Annotated in this window: 21 protein-coding genes and 1 pseudogene; all 22 read right to left on the reverse strand. The window is 64.0% G+C overall.

What is annotated here, in order from left to right:
- Positions 1-31 precede the first annotated feature (31 nt).
- A complete protein-coding gene (locus tag ACSFA5_RS12635) occupies positions 32-2,386 on the reverse strand; it encodes a TonB-dependent receptor (protein WP_435444380.1) in 2,355 nt (784 codons plus the stop codon).
- Positions 2,387-3,332: 946 nt separating this feature from the next.
- Entirely contained in the window at positions 3,333-3,746 is a 414-nt protein-coding gene (locus tag ACSFA5_RS12640) for a Mor transcription activator family protein (RefSeq protein WP_435444381.1), read from the reverse strand.
- The gene (locus tag ACSFA5_RS12645) at positions 3,743-4,153 is read right to left on the reverse strand and encodes a regulatory protein GemA (RefSeq protein ID WP_435444382.1); all 411 of its coding nucleotides are present in this window, start codon (positions 4,151-4,153) and stop codon (positions 3,743-3,745) included. Before ACSFA5_RS12645 ends, ACSFA5_RS12640 begins: the two co-directional genes overlap by 4 nt.
- Positions 4,150-4,410 (reverse strand): hypothetical protein, encoded by a 261-nt coding sequence (locus tag ACSFA5_RS12650; RefSeq protein ID WP_435444383.1) that lies wholly within the window; start codon positions 4,408-4,410, stop codon positions 4,150-4,152. Before ACSFA5_RS12650 ends, ACSFA5_RS12645 begins: the two co-directional genes overlap by 4 nt.
- Positions 4,407-4,625, reverse strand: coding sequence for a hypothetical protein (locus tag ACSFA5_RS12655; protein WP_435444384.1), 219 nt, complete (start codon positions 4,623-4,625; stop codon positions 4,407-4,409). The genes ACSFA5_RS12650 and ACSFA5_RS12655 overlap by 4 nt, the downstream gene beginning before the upstream one ends.
- Positions 4,626-4,753: 128 nt before the next feature.
- A pseudogene (locus tag ACSFA5_RS12660) lies at positions 4,754-5,239 on the reverse strand (SAM-dependent methyltransferase); the annotation flags it as partial.
- Positions 5,240-5,333: 94 nt separating this feature from the next.
- Complete coding sequence (locus tag ACSFA5_RS12665; protein ID WP_435444385.1) at positions 5,334-5,624, reverse strand: hypothetical protein; 291 nt, start codon at positions 5,622-5,624, stop codon at positions 5,334-5,336.
- Positions 5,625-5,772: 148 nt separating this feature from the next.
- Positions 5,773-6,075: a hypothetical protein gene (locus tag ACSFA5_RS12670; RefSeq protein ID WP_435444386.1), complete on the reverse strand. Its 303-nt coding sequence runs from the start codon at positions 6,073-6,075 to the stop codon at positions 5,773-5,775.
- Complete coding sequence (locus tag ACSFA5_RS12675) at positions 6,072-6,773, reverse strand: DUF2786 domain-containing protein (protein ID WP_435444387.1); 702 nt, start codon at positions 6,771-6,773, stop codon at positions 6,072-6,074. Before ACSFA5_RS12675 ends, ACSFA5_RS12670 begins: the two co-directional genes overlap by 4 nt.
- Positions 6,770-7,171 carry a nicotinamide mononucleotide transporter gene (locus ACSFA5_RS12680; protein ID WP_435444388.1) on the reverse strand — a complete coding sequence of 134 codons (402 nt, stop codon included), beginning with the start codon at positions 7,169-7,171 and terminating at the stop codon, positions 6,770-6,772. Before ACSFA5_RS12680 ends, ACSFA5_RS12675 begins: the two co-directional genes overlap by 4 nt.
- Positions 7,168-7,629 carry a hypothetical protein gene (locus tag ACSFA5_RS12685; protein ID WP_435444389.1) on the reverse strand — a complete coding sequence of 154 codons (462 nt, stop codon included), beginning with the start codon at positions 7,627-7,629 and terminating at the stop codon, positions 7,168-7,170. The genes ACSFA5_RS12680 and ACSFA5_RS12685 overlap by 4 nt, the downstream gene beginning before the upstream one ends.
- A complete protein-coding gene (locus tag ACSFA5_RS12690) occupies positions 7,616-8,698 on the reverse strand; it encodes a DUF5131 family protein (protein ID WP_435444390.1) in 1,083 nt (360 codons plus the stop codon). The genes ACSFA5_RS12685 and ACSFA5_RS12690 overlap by 14 nt, the downstream gene beginning before the upstream one ends.
- Positions 8,695-9,027, reverse strand: a complete 333-nt coding sequence (locus ACSFA5_RS12695; RefSeq protein WP_435444391.1) for a hypothetical protein — start codon at positions 9,025-9,027, stop codon at positions 8,695-8,697. The genes ACSFA5_RS12690 and ACSFA5_RS12695 overlap by 4 nt, the downstream gene beginning before the upstream one ends.
- Entirely contained in the window at positions 9,024-9,641 is a 618-nt protein-coding gene (locus tag ACSFA5_RS12700) for a DUF3164 family protein (RefSeq protein WP_435444392.1), read from the reverse strand. Before ACSFA5_RS12700 ends, ACSFA5_RS12695 begins: the two co-directional genes overlap by 4 nt.
- A 12-nt stretch (positions 9,642-9,653) precedes the next feature.
- Positions 9,654-10,019 carry a hypothetical protein gene (locus ACSFA5_RS12705; RefSeq protein WP_435444393.1) on the reverse strand — a complete coding sequence of 122 codons (366 nt, stop codon included), beginning with the start codon at positions 10,017-10,019 and terminating at the stop codon, positions 9,654-9,656.
- Complete coding sequence (locus tag ACSFA5_RS12710; protein ID WP_435444394.1) at positions 10,016-10,450, reverse strand: hypothetical protein; 435 nt, start codon at positions 10,448-10,450, stop codon at positions 10,016-10,018. The genes ACSFA5_RS12705 and ACSFA5_RS12710 overlap by 4 nt, the downstream gene beginning before the upstream one ends.
- The gene (locus ACSFA5_RS12715; RefSeq protein ID WP_435444395.1) at positions 10,447-10,722 is read right to left on the reverse strand and encodes a hypothetical protein; all 276 of its coding nucleotides are present in this window, start codon (positions 10,720-10,722) and stop codon (positions 10,447-10,449) included. The genes ACSFA5_RS12710 and ACSFA5_RS12715 overlap by 4 nt, the downstream gene beginning before the upstream one ends.
- 281 nt (positions 10,723-11,003) lie before the next feature.
- The gene (locus ACSFA5_RS12720) at positions 11,004-11,432 is read right to left on the reverse strand and encodes a hypothetical protein (protein WP_435444396.1); all 429 of its coding nucleotides are present in this window, start codon (positions 11,430-11,432) and stop codon (positions 11,004-11,006) included.
- The gene (locus ACSFA5_RS12725) at positions 11,429-12,043 is read right to left on the reverse strand and encodes a hypothetical protein (RefSeq protein ID WP_435444397.1); all 615 of its coding nucleotides are present in this window, start codon (positions 12,041-12,043) and stop codon (positions 11,429-11,431) included. The genes ACSFA5_RS12720 and ACSFA5_RS12725 overlap by 4 nt, the downstream gene beginning before the upstream one ends.
- Entirely contained in the window at positions 12,043-12,795 is a 753-nt protein-coding gene (locus ACSFA5_RS12730) for an AAA family ATPase (protein ID WP_435444398.1), read from the reverse strand. Before ACSFA5_RS12730 ends, ACSFA5_RS12725 begins: the two co-directional genes overlap by 1 nt.
- 65 nt (positions 12,796-12,860) lie before the next feature.
- Complete coding sequence (locus ACSFA5_RS12735) at positions 12,861-15,041, reverse strand: Mu transposase C-terminal domain-containing protein (protein ID WP_435444399.1); 2,181 nt, start codon at positions 15,039-15,041, stop codon at positions 12,861-12,863.
- The gene (locus tag ACSFA5_RS12740) at positions 15,038-15,271 is read right to left on the reverse strand and encodes a helix-turn-helix domain-containing protein (RefSeq protein WP_435444400.1); all 234 of its coding nucleotides are present in this window, start codon (positions 15,269-15,271) and stop codon (positions 15,038-15,040) included. The genes ACSFA5_RS12735 and ACSFA5_RS12740 overlap by 4 nt, the downstream gene beginning before the upstream one ends.
- Positions 15,272-15,298: the final 27 nt, after the last annotated feature.

The following is a 15,298-nucleotide window of genomic DNA, read 5'->3' on the forward strand; positions in this document are numbered from 1 at the left end:
TGGAACCATCAGGCCGTCTGGCCGTCCGGCCTTAGAACGAGAAGCTGCCCATCAACGTCACCGAACGGCCCGGCGCCATGTTGGCGTAGTGGGTTGAATAGGCCGAAGAGTAGTAGGTCTTGTCCGTCAGGTTCTGCACGTTGAGTTGCAGATTGAAGTTCTTGTTGACCTTGTAGCCGACCATCGCATCCACACGGGTGTAGCCGGGCACGCTGCGCTTGATGAGCGTGGCGCCGCCGGTACCCGCCGCATAGGCAAAGCCGCCGTAAACCTCGCTTTGGTAGAACGCGCCCAGGCCGAAGGTCCAGTCCTGCGTCGGCTTGTAGGTGGCCCAGATGCTGGCACTGTGCTTGGGCGTGTTCGGGAAAGGCTGGCCCGTGGCTGCGTTCGGCACGTACACGGTGCGATTGTTTGCATCGGTCGTGCTCGACAGGCCCATGTTCTTGCCCTTGCTGTCCAGCATGGTGTAGCCGCCGAAGACCTGCAACTGGCGCGTGACGTTGCCCGAGAAGCCGAGCTCGAAACCGCGCACCTGCTTGTCGCCAGCCAGCATGACGCTGCCGTCCGTGGGGTTGGTGATGCGGGCGTTCGTGGTGTCGATCTGGAACAAGGCGCCGGTCAGCGACAGCTTGCGGTCGAGCAGCTCCCACTTCGTGCCGATTTCAACGCTACGGTTCTTCTCGGGCTTCAGATCCAGTGCCGTGTTGGCAACGCCGCCCACGGTGGCGCTCAATGCCTGCGACTCCAGGCCCTGGCCCAACGAGTTGCCGCCCGGGGTGGACGAGGTGCCGATGGAGGCATAGATGCTGCCGTTGGGTGCTGGCTTGTAAACCACGCCGAGCTGGTAGTTGGCCAGCGTGTCGTCCCGCGAGAACTCGGTGCGGGTACGGCTCGTGATGACCGGCAGGCTCAGGCCGCCTGCTGCCGTCGTGCTGGCATAGGGGTTGGTCTGGCGGGTCTTGTAGTTGTCCAGGCGCAAGCCGCCGTTGATGAGCCACTCGGGCGTCAGCGCCACCGTGTCGAAGGCGTAGAGCGATGCCGTGTCGGTGCGGAAGCTGGTCGGGTTGTTGTTGGGCACAAAAATGCCCAGCCACGGATCAGAGAGGTTCGGCGAAAACAGGCTGGTGCAGACGTAGCTCGAACGAGCGAGGCCGCCGGCGCATTTCTGCTGGGCCGTGTAGGCGCTGCTCAACTGCGTGTAGCTGTCGTTGTCGGCTTTTTCACGCGACAGTTCAAGGCCCAGCGCGTAGCTGTGCTTCACGCTGCCGGTCTGGAACTTGCCGGTCAGCTCCGAAGCATTGGCGAAGGTGTCGATGTCGCGCAGGCTGCCGTTGAAGCGGCGCCACACCAGCCCGCGCGCCACGTTGCCCTGGCTGTCGTCGGGCTGGGTCCAGATGTAGTTCATGCTCGACTTGGTGAAGCGCGTGATATTGCGGAACTTCATGTCGGGCGTGATGTCGTGCTCGACCTGGAGGGTCAGCGCGTCGGACTTGTCCTGGCGGAAGTCACGGTTCTTCACGCCGTACCAGTTGTCGCGGTTGCCGCCGAAGGTCGGCTGCAGCTTGACCTCGCCGAAGCGCGGGAAGCTGGAAGGCAGTGCGTACGGCACGCCGCCATCGGGCACGTCGTTCGTCTGCATGTGGAAGTACGACAGCGTCACGCGCGTGGGCGTGTTCAGGCCCCAGGTCACCGAGGGCGCGATGCCCCAGCGCTTGTTGCTTGGGCCGTAGCGGCCCGGCACGTCGGAGCCAAAGTCCATCACGTTCAGGCGGAAGGCGCTGCTCTCGCCGAAAGTGCGGTTCAGGTCGATGGTCTCGCGGTGGTACTTGTCGCTTCCCAGCCCCACGGTACCGGTGAAGAAGTTCTCGTTCTTCGGCGTCTTGCTGTAGAGGTTGATGGTGCCGCCGGCGCCGCCGCGGCCGCCCGAGGTCGAGTCCGGGCCTTTGACGACTTCCACCGATTCCAGGTTGAACACCTCGCGCGTGCTTGGTGCAATGTCGCGCAGGCCGTCGACGTAGGTACTGGCCTGGCTGTCGTAGCCGCGCAGGAAGGGCCGGTCGCCCACCGGATTGCCGCCCTCGCCGGCGCCGAAGGTGATGCCCGGCGTGGTGCGCAGCGCCTCGCTCAACGACGTCGCGTTGATCTGGGTCATCACTTCCTGCGGGATCACCGTCACCGATTTGGCCGTGTCCAGGAGCGGTGCCGTCGCCTTCGAGGACGACGACTGGTCGACCTTGTATTCGGACCCCGCCTCGACGCGTACTTCGTTGAGCGTCTGGGCATGCACAGCGCCCACGGAGCCGATGGCGACCAAGGTTGCGGTTGTGGCCGTGCGGCCGGGAATGTAGCGCGCAGGCGAGTGCTTGCGACTTCGGATGTAAGTCATTGGATCCTCCAGGAGTTCATGGACCGCTTACCGGAAGCCCTCCCGATCTCTGACATCGGAGGGACGCGGCTGCACTGGCGTTGTCGCTTCTGCGCGGTTTTGTGAATCGTAATTACTCGCAATACGATTTGGCCCCAGCTTTACCTTTCGTTTGCAAAGCGAAGTGAACTTTGTTGCACACGTAAGACACCATTTGGCCGTTTGCAACGGGAGAAAAAGCATCACGAGTGAACGAAGAGGCGCAGGAGACGCCCCTTCCGACGGCACATCAGGTTTGGGCCATCAGGCGTTTAACCGCTGCTGGCGTCCGCCCGAAGCGCGCGACGCACTTCATGGGCGTCGCCCCACGCGCAGTAGTGTGGGGAGGTGATCGTATTGGCAGCGGGACCTAGACTCGCCAAAATCGGAAATCGCTAATGCTGACGCGGGGTTACGGCCATTGCGGGCCTCGTGACAGTCGTCGAGGTGTTTGGCAACGAATGGGCAGACCGAGGCCATAGAACGGGCAGGAACGGCTTTAAACGGGCTGGTCCAGGAGGATGGTGCGGCGGACCGATCTAGCGCGTTCTAGGCGCTGCCATTGGAGAAATCGTGAAAACAGCCCTATTGGGGCACCCGCCGATCCCGTCAGCAATTCCCTGGAACTCGCACTTTCGAACTCGCACCGGGAAATGGGCGTGCGAGTTATTTTTTGCACGTATATCAACAACTTACGTAGATCGATAACCCTCTGCCACAACGTGCGAGTTAGATGAACTCGCACTCCAAAATGGGCGAATTTGAAGGCGTCGGCCGTTAAAGTCGCACCAGGTCGTGCGACTTTAACTAGGGAAAAACCGTACCGAGTGGCAGGCGCGACTGATCGGCGCAAATCTGCGCTCGGCCTGGGCTGAGCCCGCCGCCGCCAGAGGGCGGGAAGCAGAAGAGTTAAAGGCGGGAGTTAAAGCTACCAGACCAGATTGGTCTGGCGCTCGTCGGTCGGGCGAACGCCGGACACGATGCGTTCGATGTGACGCTCGGTTAAATGGTGCTCGACTGCGAGCATGCGAGTAGATTTTCCCGCCTGGTAGTCATCACGAATGCGTGCATTGCGCACGGCGTTCAGCGCCCGCATTGCCTTCGGCAACAGGAAGCGGTCACCCTGTCCGTCGACGCCGATGGCCTCGGCCAGCTTGATCAGGTTGGCGTATCCGATGACCTCCGCGAACGGATGTTCTTCCGGTGGATTCGCGGGGATGTAAATGCGCAGACCACCGAAGCGCTCGACCATCGACATGGTCGCCGGGAGACCGATCAGCTCCACCAGCTCCTGCAGCTTTGGCGAGAGTAGTTCGGTGGCCAGGGCGGTCCAGGGCTTCATTGCTTGCTGGTGCTCCGATTGAGAATCGCCTTCAACGCTTCGATGACCTTGCTGGCTTCCACGGTCGGGAGGAACTTGAGGTGGGAAACCTCGGTGTTTGCGGTGCGTCCGACGAACGCCAGCAGCGATGCCTTGGACGCGTCCTTGAGCGCGCCGGCCTCGCTCAACTTGGTCCAGAGCCATTCGATTTTCTCGACCTGGCCGAACGGCTTCCCGCTAAAGCCCATGCCCTTGAAATAGGCCATGACGTGCTGCCGGCCGTCATAGGTGAGCTTGCTCGAACTGCTCTCCCCGCCTTGCGCCAGCAGGATGGTGCGGTATTCCTCGTCGGTCAGCTTGAAGTGCTTCTTGGCCATGTGGATCACGGCCAGGTCGGTGTTGCGGTGATTGCGCGCGAGCTTGCTCATCGGTCGCTCCGGTCGTGATTCGCGAACTGGTGCTCGTCGCAGACCGTGCCCATCTGCACCTTGATCTGGAGTTGGCGGCAACGCAGGTTGATCTTGCGGAAGGCGAGCTGCCCCTTCGAGCCGCAATAGTCGCTGTCGTCATAGACGAAGTGCTTGCAGTTGCGGCACTGCGCATAGCGCTTCGGTTCTGGCGGAACGGCCTTGCGGAACCCAGACGGCGCGCTCTTGTCGGCCGGCGCATCGATGTTGGGATTCATGCGGCACCTCGCAGTTCTGCCGCAGCGGCTTCCAGCGCCCGACGAACTTCGATCTCGAAACCTCTAACCGTCAAGGTTTTGCCTGTATCGAGTTCGATCTCGACGCCCCAGTTTCCGTTGTAGGACACCGGCCAGAAGTGCGTGACGCGGGCCACCGCGACGGTGACTTCGCGAGCGCCGACGCCGTACCCTTGGAAGGTGACGAAGTGGCTCATAGCTTCGGGACTTTCGGTTCGTTGGGATATGCCCACGAGCACGATTGCTCGTGAGGCAGCACGCCGCATTCGCACATGCGACGGGCAGGATGAGAGCTCTTGATCGCTCCCTCGCTCATCTCGGCCGGCTTCATGAACACGAGCCAGTGCGTCATCCCGCTGCGGCCACTGATCTGGCCGAACATAGGATGCTCGGGCGTGAGTGCGAGAACCTCGCGCAGCTTGACCTGCGCTTCGTTCCACTTGAACACGAGCACGCCATGCGGCTCCAGCACACGGAAGCATTCGGAGAACCCGGCGCGCAGATCCTCGCGCCAGTTGTCGCTGAGCTTCCCGTACTTGGCAGCGAGCCAGCTGCGCGGGCCAGCCCGCTCCAGATGAGGCGGATCGAAGGCGACGAGCCGGAAGCGGCCGCTGGGGAAGGGCAGCGCACGGAAATCCATGAGCGTGTCGGGCTCGATGGTCAGCGTGCGTGTGCCGTCCTCCCTGTGGGTACGGTCGGTCACGACGATGGTTTCGCTGCGGCGGTCGCCGAAGATCGCGCGCGAATCTGCCTTGTCGAACCACATCATTCGGCTGCCGCAGCAGGGGTCAAGAACAAGCGCTTCATTCATGAGCCCTCTCCCTCGACCGACGCGCTGGAGCTCGGGAGCGACGTGTCGACCAGATGCACGATGTTGGATTCGACGTTCACGGATTCAGGACGGCTCATTGCTGTACCAAGTGGGTGAAAAGGCTGCGCTGCCCACTCGCATCAGATGCGGCGGTGCGGCATGCGGGGCAAAGGTGCTTGTTCGGCCCGGTCTGAATGGCGTGGGCCTCGCAGAGCGGCAGATTGCATATGGGGCGGCCATACCCCCGGCCGTCGCACAAAAATTCACTGACGACGAGGCAAGGGGCTTCCTTGCCGTCTTCCAGAACCTTGGCCGAGCAGGGAAACGGGAGACCCGTTCCCTTCATGTGATAGACGCCGAGCGTCGGGCTGCGATAGAACGGCATCAGATCCCCGCTCCCTGCGCCTGGACGGGCATCGGGCGAGCGGCACAGGCACCTGGCATGCCGATACACAGGTTGAAGTCGACAACGTCGAACCAAGCCAGCGCGTAGAGGGTGAGCACCAAGGCGCCGACGAATCTGCAGAGGCCCTTCATCGCGTCAGCCTCCGCATCGGTGCCGGCAGTTCGAACAGCTCGGCGGATTCATCGTGAGCTTGGCGAGTGCGCGGGCGCACCTGGTCCGGACGCACCACCTTGCATTCGACTTCCGGTGCTTCACCCGGTGCGTAGGTATGGCGGTCTTCGCCGTAGCCCAGCTCGCACTTGATAGCGCTCTGCATCAGCTCGAAGACCTTCATGCCCTTGTCGGCCGGCATCAGGAAGCGGTCGAAGCCGATGGTCACGCAACACATAGCGACCGGTTTGCGGGCCGTTGTTTTAGCGGCTCTGGTCATGCCAACAGCCCCTTCGGCGCGAAGGCGCCCACGCCACGATTGAGCTGGGCCTTCTTGCCCGCTTCGAAGCCGGCCAGGCTGTGACCGCTATCGATACGGCGCCGCTTCGTCGTGTCCCGAGGCTTGATCGTCCTGAGGTCGGGGTGCCTGTCCTCCATGTAGGCCAGCAACAGCGCCTCGTCGCGCTCCGGGTTGGCGAACTTCTCTACAAGCGACGAGACGGCGAAGACCCAGGCCCTGGCGAACTCGTCGCCGCGCGCGGTCTTGGTGATCGGCTTGCAGTTGCGCGGCTGCTTGCGAATGTGCGCAAGTCGATCCCGTGCGCATTGCCGCGAGAGCACCTCGAAGGCATACGCCGCGACCGTGGGCGCAGAGTCGATGCCCACGAAGACGCAATGCCGTTCCCGGATGTAGTTGAAGGCCGCGTTGAGGCGGCTGGTGAATTGCCCGTACTGCTCGCAGCCGAAGGCCTCGGCGACCAGCACCGCCAGCTTCACTTCCCATACGTTCAACGCCGGGCTGGTCGCTTTCACGCTCACCTCCTGGACATCGACCATCGACATGTCGCGCTCGGTGAGGCTGTGAGCGGTCATCAGCGCTTGAGCCTGGCGAAGCGCCGTCGCCGCCTCGTTCGCGTTGCCGCTCTTCGCCAGAGCCAGGCACTTCTTGATCTTGGATAGAGCTTGGTCTCGGTTCATGGCTTGATCAGACTTTTAAAAATACCTGGGCCGGTGTCCAACTGGTCGTCGTGCGCAGGCGTGGCAAAGGACTCGAACTGCGCTGCGCTGGGGTTTTCGAGCGGCTGCAGCGTGATGGGGCCAAGCAGCTGGATGCGCCTCGACTTGCTGCGCGACCACCGAGCGATTCGCGGCTGAATGAGCCACCGCCAGATGCCCAGGAGACTCGTGAACGTGAAGACCGCCTGTTGCACGAGGAACCAGTGATGCCCTGCCTGCTCGCTGAACAAGATCCAGGCGACATTGCTGGCCAGGAACACGACGAATCCCCAGCCCGACCAGCGGCTGTTGGTGGCCAGCAGCAGAGCGCCGATGCAGCCCAGGACCGCGCCCACGATCTCAAGGTGTTCCTGTGTCATCGAGCGACCCTCACGTTGGCGCGAACCCATGCCTGGGCGCGATAGATGATTCCGTCCCAGCCATACCAGGCGGAATAGAAGTGCGACTCGACCTCGGGCAGGTACTCGGCGTATCGGCTCACCTCGGGCACCTTCGTCAACGCGAGCTGCAGGAGGCTGGCCTGCGCGTCAGTGCGGCAATACACGTGCACCCCGCCTTCAGTGGGACGCCCGTCGAAAGGGGTCCAATCGTTCACCTGTGCTTCAATGCCGCCGCCACATTCGGGGCAGCGATAGAACGATGGGAGCGCCACGGCCAGGTCGGTGCGCAGCACGAGCGGCGGCAGCCCGCAGCGGCTGCGTGAAGTCCGGAAGTCATCCACGATGGCGCGGCTCGCCGACCGATAGACGAATTCGATACGGGCGGCCACGGCGGCCTGGGCCGACCGACACAGGGCGTCGAGGTCAAACGGCTGCATGGCTGCCTCCTGCGGGCATCTGGTCCCACGTCAGACCGTCAAGCGAACGCCCTGCAGCCTTCTTGCCCACGAACGTCATGCTGGTGTCGATGCCGAACCGGTTGAACATGCGGGGCGAGACATCGCAGTAGACGAACCCGTTGGCGTCGGGCCAATGGAGCGCGAACTTGCCAGGCACGTCGGGCTGCGAGGTCATGCCAGGCGCCCAGGCACCCCATTGCTTGAAATGGAAGGGCACACCGGCACCCTTGCACTGGTCGCGCAAGCTGCGCGCCCACGCCGGGTGCATGGGGCGAGCGTCAGCGCCGCTCTCGCCACCGACGATCACCCAGTCGATCCGGGCCTTGACCTCGATCTCCTGCCCGGAGAGGTCGCAGACCCGGGCGCCCGTCAGCCCGTTGAGGTATGGCATGTCGCAGCATGAGTCGCTGCAGTTGGGCGCGGGCAGCCGGGTCAGATCCAGCGGCCCGAGCAGCGGCTCGGCACTGACGAAGCGAACGGCTGCAGGCGTGGCCAGCAGATGCGGGATGCGCGTGTCTGCCCGGGCCTGGTCTTCGGCGCTGACACCCAGCCAGGCATTGAGCAGCGGAAGACCCGACCAGGTCGAAACCGGTTCGCCCGCGCGCTTCAAGTGCAAGCGGCTCACCTGTACGCCGATCAGCGTTTCGCGCATCGGGTGTTCGAAGTACTCGCGCATGCGCGCCGCGCGCTTGGTGAGCACCTGGAACGTGTGTTGCGGGGCGAGCGCCATCACAGCGAACACCTGGTCGATCCAAAGATCGGGCACCGACTCGTGAAACAGATCGCCGTGGGCGCAGACGAAGATCATCCGCCCCCGCGACCACTGCAGCGGCTGTTCAAGCCACTGTTCGTTGAAGCGAACCTCGCCGGTCCACACCGGGCCAGCAGCGCTTTGCTGGGTCAGGCCGGCGCGGCTTGGGTGGTGCTGCAGGCGGCTGCCGGCCAGTTTCATGGCGTAGCAGTTCTTGCAGCCTGGGCTGGTCACGCTGCAGCCGGTGACCGGGTTCCAGGTCGCATCGGTCCATTCGATGGTGCTGTGCTCGCTCATGCCTGACCTCGCGCCTTCTTCCATCCATCGGCTTTGTTCCAGGTCATCAGCACTTCGGGCAATTGGCCCTCGGTGACCACGCGGAATGTCACTCGGTGCGCGTCGAGATTCCCCAGGGTGTTCGCGGCATCGAGAACGTGTTCGGACGAAACGTCATTGACGGCGTCGAAATGGATCACGTCCTTCCATGCACCGCTGTTGTTGAGCTGGAGCTTCACGGGCTTGCGACGGACCTCGGCAGCTGCTTGCTGGTCGTGGAGCTTCTCCAGCAGTGCCTTTGCAACGGCGTCGTGATCGCGCGGGTTCGCGCGGTAGACCTTCGCGCTCATACCGCAGCGACGTCCAGGTTGATGGGCACGTAATCGCCCGAGTGGTCATCGCGCTCGTAGAAGCGGATGTAGGGCTTGGTGCTGGCCACCTTCATGCTGTCGCCGATGGCCTTCATGGCCATCAGCCATTTTTCGTCGGTGATGTTGTGGCGGCGCAGGCCCAGGACGCGCGCCGTGCTGATGTTCCCTTGCTTGTCGACCTGGAAGGCATCGTTCACCAGTACCCTGAGGTTGAGGTTGCTGCCCTTGCTCCACCCCTGGATGCACGCGTCGATCAGCGCCTTCGCTGCCTGCAGGCGTTCGTCGAACGTGATGGTGTCCTGCATGCGACGCTCGACCTTGAACCTGCCGTCGAAGCTCACCAGCGTGACGTTGCCCTTCTTGCCGCCTGGCTTGACGTCGTAGGCAGCGAGGCTGTGCTCCAGGAAGTCCTGCACGGTGGTCATCGCCGAGACCTTGAAGCCCACCAGCGCCGCGCTCTGCTTCTTGGCCTCGTCGCACAGCTGGAGGACGAGCGCATGACGTTCCTTGTCGATGGGCTTGATCTTCCCGATGGGAATCAGCGAGTCGTTGGCGTCTTTCCAGTAGCCGGGGTGGTTCGTTGCTTCTTGCATTTCTGTTTCCTCTCAGGAGTCGATGACGTTGAAAAAATTGATCTGTCCGATCAGGGCGGGCAGAGAGACCTTGCGCATGCGGCTTTCGAGCAGCAGGCTGGAGATAGCGCGGGCGCGCAGATAGCGAAACGTCTCCTCCAGCTCCTCAACCGTTGCTGCGATGAAGTAGCCCGCCTCGGGCTTGCCGCAGATCGGGTGGCCGACCATGCGCAGCTCGGCGATGAACTCGCGCGCCCGGCGCTCCAGCGCCGGGGCCGGGAGGGAGAGGTTCGTGATGCAGGCGACCAGGTCGCGAACATGGATGCCGCTTTCTTTGCCCTTGTGGCGCTCCAGCTCGTCGAGCACCTGCGCCGCCGTGATCAATGCGGCGGGGCTCATTGCAGGGAACTCCGGTAGTCGGTGCGGTGGCCGAGCAGGACGCTCGGGATGCGCAGGAAGTCCGTCGCGCCTGGTCGCATCGCCGGGCCCGGCGCGGGCTGGTAGACGGTCGTGTCCAGAACCATCACCTGGCGCGACGTGGCCACCGTGCTCACGACCGGGCTTGTGCCTTGTTCCCATACGCGCTGGCCGTCCTCATCCGTGCGAGCGCAATGGATGTGCCCGGCCCTGGCCAGCGCGTTCAGATGACGGCGCAACTCCGTCAACGCCGAGTCGTCTGCGTAGGCCTCGATGGTGCGCATGAGCATCTGGTCGAGGCCCATCGTCGAGGTCGGCCCGTGGGCCTTCAGATGAGCGACGATGGCGCGGCGTTCTGCGCTGGGGAAGGCGCCGGCTGGTGTGTGGTGGCGGCCAAGTGCAAGCATGCTCATGCTGTTGTTCTCCGTTGGGGGGCAAGTTGGTATCCAGGCAGGGCCTGGCAGCTGGAGGTGACCGCGTAGGTCATCTGGGCGGGGGCGCGGGGGTCGAGCGGGCGTCTTTCCAGGAAGCCGAGGCGGTGCAGGCGTTCAAGGTGATCGCGCACCTCGAAGTCCGCGAAGACCGGGCGCCAGTGGTGCGTCAGGCTGGACACGGACCACCAACCGCCGTCGTCGCGCAAGGTCAACCACAGGGACCGCGCAGCGAGGTCGATGGCGTTACCCATAGCAGCGCTCCTTCAAAGCCCGCCACAGGGCGCGCAGGGCCGTTCCCAGGCCTGCGCGCCGGTGGATCTCCACCACGCCGGGCGCGAACGGAAAGCGCGCGCTGCTCATGCCACACCTCCACGCAGAACCTGCAGGGTCGGCCGATTCGGTCCGACGAAGGCTCTGTAGTCGAAGGCTGCGCTCTCGACAGCCACGCGGCGACTGACCCCGTGGCAGCGCAAGATCTTGCGAGCGCGGCTCTTGATCCACTGCAGGGGCGGACGTTGATAGCGCTGCGGGCTCATTCGTTCGCTCCTTCCTCTGTCACCTTGCGCGACTTCACTTCGCGCGCAACAGGCGGCGCACTCGCTGCCTTGTGCGGGCACTGCTGGCAGGACTGCCAGTGCTGCAGCTCGCGCGGGCTGCCAATGGGCACGAGGCGGTGGGCGTACGCACGGCATTGCTCGGCCGTGATGACCACGCTCTCTGCGCCTTCTGCCTGCTCGGTGAGGTGTGGGCATTCGAAGCGCCCGAAGGTGTGCAGCACCCGGTCGGCGATGCGGTCGGTCTTCGCCTCGCCGGTTCCGTACTTGCCGCTGCCGTTGAGCACCTGACTCAGCGCAGCCGGGCTGATGCCAAGCATCAGCGCAACCTTGGAGCGGTTGCTGGCGGCGCAGCGTTCGTTGAGGAGCGCGAACCAAGGTTCGGCCATGTATCCGAGGGTCGTCATGCGGTCGTGGCTTTCTTGGCCTTCTGCACCCTGAATGCGGGTGGTGTGCTGCCCAGGTCGTCCAGGAGCACATATCGTTTAAAACCGTCGATTCGCTTCTTGCTGACCTGCAGCTCGCTGGGATAGCGGCGTGACCAGGCGAGCAAGATCGCGCCGAACTGGCTGCGCGCCGCAGCGATGTCTTCGCCCGCGTCGGTGAGCGAGGCAGCGGCCTCGTCGGCCGTTAGGGCGCGGCGGATGCGGAGCAAACTCCAGAGGCGCTGGGCGAGCGGATCGACAGGCACAGCAGGCAGAGCACCATGCGCAGCCGGATTCAGCGCTCGGTCGGCGGTGTAGGCGGCGCGCGCGGTCGCCACGCCGGTCTCGGTCAGACGCCAGTAGAGGACCGGACGCACGCAACTCATGCGAACCGTCTTCTCCTCCAGCCGCTCGGCCTCTTCGCGCAGCACGAGGCGATCAATCGCCAAGCGCGCGTACGAGGCCCTTGGATAGGTGGGCACCCAACTGGCCAGATCGACCTCGCTGAAGGGCACGTTGGCATTGCCGTTGCTGCGGTGCTGGCCGAGTGCGACCAGCGCCGCCAGGACGTGCCAGGCGGGACGACGCTGCATCAAACGCCTCCCTGCCGTCCGAGGCGCATGGCGCCGGTGAACTCGGTGCACAGCGCCTTGCCCTTGACCTGGTCGAATGCGACCTTGGTCCAGCTGTTGGCCTGCGCCCACTGCTCGACGTTGGCGATGGCGTTCAGCACCAGACGCATGCGGCCCGAGGACTGCTTGTGGATCTCGCCGACCAGGTCGTCGTCGATGGCCACTTCGGCCTTGGCCGCGACCGTGGACCGCACGTCCTGCAGGCTCAAGGGCAGCAGCTCGACCACCTTGGCCACGCGGCTGGCGATGTGCCCATGCACGGCGACCTTGGCGGGGAAGTTCTCCATGCCGACCAGAAAGCAGGTGCTGCCCGTCAGGTCGGTGATATCGCGCACCGCCTCCAGCATGTTGGCCGTGGTGCGGCTTCCCTTGCCCTTCAGCAGGAAGTCGGCCTCGTCGATGATCATCGGCACCATGTCGATGGCCAGCCGCCCGATGATCCGGGCTTGCACTTCCTTCGCATTGCCGACTTGGCTCAGCCCCATCTTGCCGGCCAGCTCGTCGAGCAGGCCGCGCACGGTCCAGGTCTCTTTGGCACGCACGAACACCCAGCCGCTGTCCGCTGCCCAGCGCTCGGTCAGTTCACTCTTGCCGATGCCGTAGTGGCCCTTGATCAGGACCAACCCGGCCTCGCGCGCACCACGGCGCTCGACGTTCTTCTGCGCCTCGGCGAGGCGCTTGAAGTTCTCGGTTTTGACGAAGCCTTTTTTCACAGTACATTTCTCCTTGCTGTCACGCTGATTCAGTTAGCCGGCACGCTCAGTGAAGGCGGCAACCTTCACTGGGCACTCTTAAAAACATTCCCCGTCTCGACTTCGCTCCAACCCAATCCGCGGTTGTTGAAGTAGTCCGACAGATCGGCGTAGTCCTCGCTACGCACATAGGTCTGCACCCAATCTGTATCCGCATCGCTCCACTCGGAGCGGTGGGCCATGAGCCACTCGTAGCGCTCGCTCGCGGTCTCGAAGAAAGGCCTGCCTGCAGCCGCGTGAGCGACCGCACCCGTGGGGGAAGGGACTTGCAAGGAGGGAACAAACGCCTCCACGATGGGCACCAGCACGTTCGGCGTGCCGGGCTCTGGCAGGGAAAGGGTTGCGGCCTGCATGACTGGGGACAGCTCACGCAGCGCCAGGTCGATCTGCTGCTGGCGACGCTTGACGGTCGCGTTGACGCGCTTCTCGCGGGCGATCTCGATGACGGCCTTCGGGTAGTAGTCCACGCTGCTCGCGTTCCACTTCGCCTCACAGACGAACTCGCCGCCCGTCGTGTAGACCATGACGAAGTTCGGGTCGTGAATGTCGTAGCGCACCGACACCTGTTTGCTGGCAACGCGCTTGTCCATCAGCTCGGGCGCTTGGTAGTGCTGGTTGAACAGCACGACCTCGCCCCGCTCGGCCTTGCGCAGCATCGAGGGCATGAATGTCATGCGCAGCTCGGCGGGGCTCATGCGGTGCTGCTGGTCTTGGTCGAGCATCGACGTCCATGCCTCGACCGGCGTCATGCGCTTGCCGTCTGCGCGCTTGGGCAGGCTGCGGTGGCGGTGCGTGGCGTTGTACTCGGCGATGCCTGCATCGACGGCGTCGACGAACTGCTTCCAGCTCGGGCACTTCGGGCTCAAGGCGATGACCTCGCCCGTTTCCTGGGCACGGCGCACAGCGCGCTGTTCCTTGTCCAGCTCGGCCTTGACCTTGCGAAAGGTGCCGCTGTCGACGTCGCCGCCCTGGAACGTCGCGAATTGGCGCGCGACGTTGATCATGTGCGTGCGCCAGCTGCGCTCGATCAGGCCGTGGCCTTGCGGGTGGCCAGGGATGCCGGTGTGATGCTCGCTGCCCAGGCGCTTGATGATCCCGTCGACGGGGCAGTCGAAGACCTTGGCGCTTTCGCCGGGGCCATTGTCCGAATAGACGATGGCGAAGACGCCCACGTTGCCCACCGCATGGCGCAGGGCATCGCCGACCGCGATGGTGTTTTCGGAGAGCGACACCGACCAGCCGCACACCATGCGCGTGGCGGCATCGATCACCAGCGTGACTTCGGGCGCAAACGGTGCCCCGTGGTCGGGGTGACGGACCTTCGCTTTAAAGGAGTGGCCGTCGACCAGGCACACGTCGAGAGGCTTGAGCACGCTGGTGTCGCGGCGCTTGAATGGCAGCTTCGCAGCGCGCTCCGAGCCTGAGTGGCGGGCCTTGATCAACTTGACGTTGTCGACCTTCTCCAACGCGCGGCGCGAACGGCCGTATAGCGCGGTCCATGTGTCGAATTCGCGGCCGAACTGTTTGGTGACGTGCTTCGCGGCGTTGGTGAGGCTGCGGAACTGCGGGTCACGGGAGTGGAAGCAAGCGAGAACGGCAGCGACGTCTTCGTCGATGGCCATCAACTGCTCTTGCGCTGCAGGGGCGGGCAAGAGGCCCCACCAACCGTTTTGTTGGTACTGCGCCATCCAACGGTACAAGGTGCGCTCGCCGACAGCGGTTGTGCGGGCGCGCTTGTTGGCCAGGCGTGCGGCGTTCTGGAGATCTGTCGAGCATTCGCCGCTGACCAGTTGAAGCGCCAGCAGCTGGCATGCCTTCGTGGTGCCATTGAGGCGGGCCAGTTCCAGTACCTGTGTCACAAGGATGAGGCGCGCATCCCCGCAGGCTTTTTCCTGCAGTGATGGCGGGCGGCGGCCAAGTGCCGCGACGCTGGTCGGCGTTTGGAGCGCCACGGCCTGCGGCTTGGGTGCGGGTGTCGCTTCAGCAGTCCCCGCAACCACAACGCCCGCCTGGGCGATCTGTTCGAGCATCAGCGCCTTGCGAGTCTCAACCGGTAGCGCGCTGCAGTCGTACTCGCTGCCGCCGCCGCGACCAGCTCGTGGTCGTAAAGGCGAGTTGAGCTTCCCCAGCTTTTCCCGTGTGCGGAATTCGGTCGATGGCATGCCCGGAAGACCGGCCAGTTCTCGCGCTGTGAGCCACACGGTCATTTGGCTTTCCGCCGCAGTGAGTTGGACCTTGCCGTTTCATAACGGCCCGGCCAGACCTGGCTCACCGTCTTGTCAATCGTCTTGGCAATCGCCTCGGCGACTCGTCGCGAGGTGATCCGGCTATGAATCACGTTGCTGACCGTCATTCGAGAAACGTGGAGATCGTCCGCCAGCGCTGCCGGCGTGGTGCCACGCATGCGGATGTCCGCCTTGATTTGTTCTGGATGCATTCGGTGGTAGGCTGGTGAACTTAGAAA

The organism is Variovorax monticola, from assembly GCF_051216855.1.
Lineage (GTDB): Bacteria > Pseudomonadota > Gammaproteobacteria > Burkholderiales > Burkholderiaceae_C > Variovorax.

Coding starts and splice junctions, on each gene's coding strand:
- ACSFA5_RS12635 (WP_435444380.1), bottom strand. CDS start 2,386: ATGACTTACATCCGAAGTCGCAAGCACTCGCCTGCGCGCTACATTCCC.
- ACSFA5_RS12640 (WP_435444381.1), bottom strand. CDS start 3,746: ATGAAGCCCTGGACCGCCCTGGCCACCGAACTACTCTCGCCAAAGCTG.
- ACSFA5_RS12645 (WP_435444382.1), bottom strand. CDS start 4,153: ATGAGCAAGCTCGCGCGCAATCACCGCAACACCGACCTGGCCGTGATC.
- ACSFA5_RS12650 (WP_435444383.1), bottom strand. CDS start 4,410: ATGAATCCCAACATCGATGCGCCGGCCGACAAGAGCGCGCCGTCTGGG.
- ACSFA5_RS12655 (WP_435444384.1), bottom strand. CDS start 4,625: ATGAGCCACTTCGTCACCTTCCAAGGGTACGGCGTCGGCGCTCGCGAA.
- ACSFA5_RS12665 (WP_435444385.1), bottom strand. CDS start 5,624: ATGCCGTTCTATCGCAGCCCGACGCTCGGCGTCTATCACATGAAGGGA.
- ACSFA5_RS12670 (WP_435444386.1), bottom strand. CDS start 6,075: ATGACCAGAGCCGCTAAAACAACGGCCCGCAAACCGGTCGCTATGTGT.
- ACSFA5_RS12675 (WP_435444387.1), bottom strand. CDS start 6,773: ATGAACCGAGACCAAGCTCTATCCAAGATCAAGAAGTGCCTGGCTCTG.
- ACSFA5_RS12680 (WP_435444388.1), bottom strand. CDS start 7,171: ATGACACAGGAACACCTTGAGATCGTGGGCGCGGTCCTGGGCTGCATC.
- ACSFA5_RS12685 (WP_435444389.1), bottom strand. CDS start 7,629: ATGCAGCCGTTTGACCTCGACGCCCTGTGTCGGTCGGCCCAGGCCGCC.
- ACSFA5_RS12690 (WP_435444390.1), bottom strand. CDS start 8,698: ATGAGCGAGCACAGCACCATCGAATGGACCGATGCGACCTGGAACCCG.
- ACSFA5_RS12695 (WP_435444391.1), bottom strand. CDS start 9,027: ATGAGCGCGAAGGTCTACCGCGCGAACCCGCGCGATCACGACGCCGTT.
- ACSFA5_RS12700 (WP_435444392.1), bottom strand. CDS start 9,641: ATGCAAGAAGCAACGAACCACCCCGGCTACTGGAAAGACGCCAACGAC.
- ACSFA5_RS12705 (WP_435444393.1), bottom strand. CDS start 10,019: ATGAGCCCCGCCGCATTGATCACGGCGGCGCAGGTGCTCGACGAGCTG.
- ACSFA5_RS12710 (WP_435444394.1), bottom strand. CDS start 10,450: ATGAGCATGCTTGCACTTGGCCGCCACCACACACCAGCCGGCGCCTTC.
- ACSFA5_RS12715 (WP_435444395.1), bottom strand. CDS start 10,722: ATGGGTAACGCCATCGACCTCGCTGCGCGGTCCCTGTGGTTGACCTTG.
- ACSFA5_RS12720 (WP_435444396.1), bottom strand. CDS start 11,432: ATGACGACCCTCGGATACATGGCCGAACCTTGGTTCGCGCTCCTCAAC.
- ACSFA5_RS12725 (WP_435444397.1), bottom strand. CDS start 12,043: ATGCAGCGTCGTCCCGCCTGGCACGTCCTGGCGGCGCTGGTCGCACTC.
- ACSFA5_RS12735 (WP_435444399.1), bottom strand. CDS start 15,041: ATGACCGTGTGGCTCACAGCGCGAGAACTGGCCGGTCTTCCGGGCATG.
- ACSFA5_RS12740 (WP_435444400.1), bottom strand. CDS start 15,271: ATGCATCCAGAACAAATCAAGGCGGACATCCGCATGCGTGGCACCACG.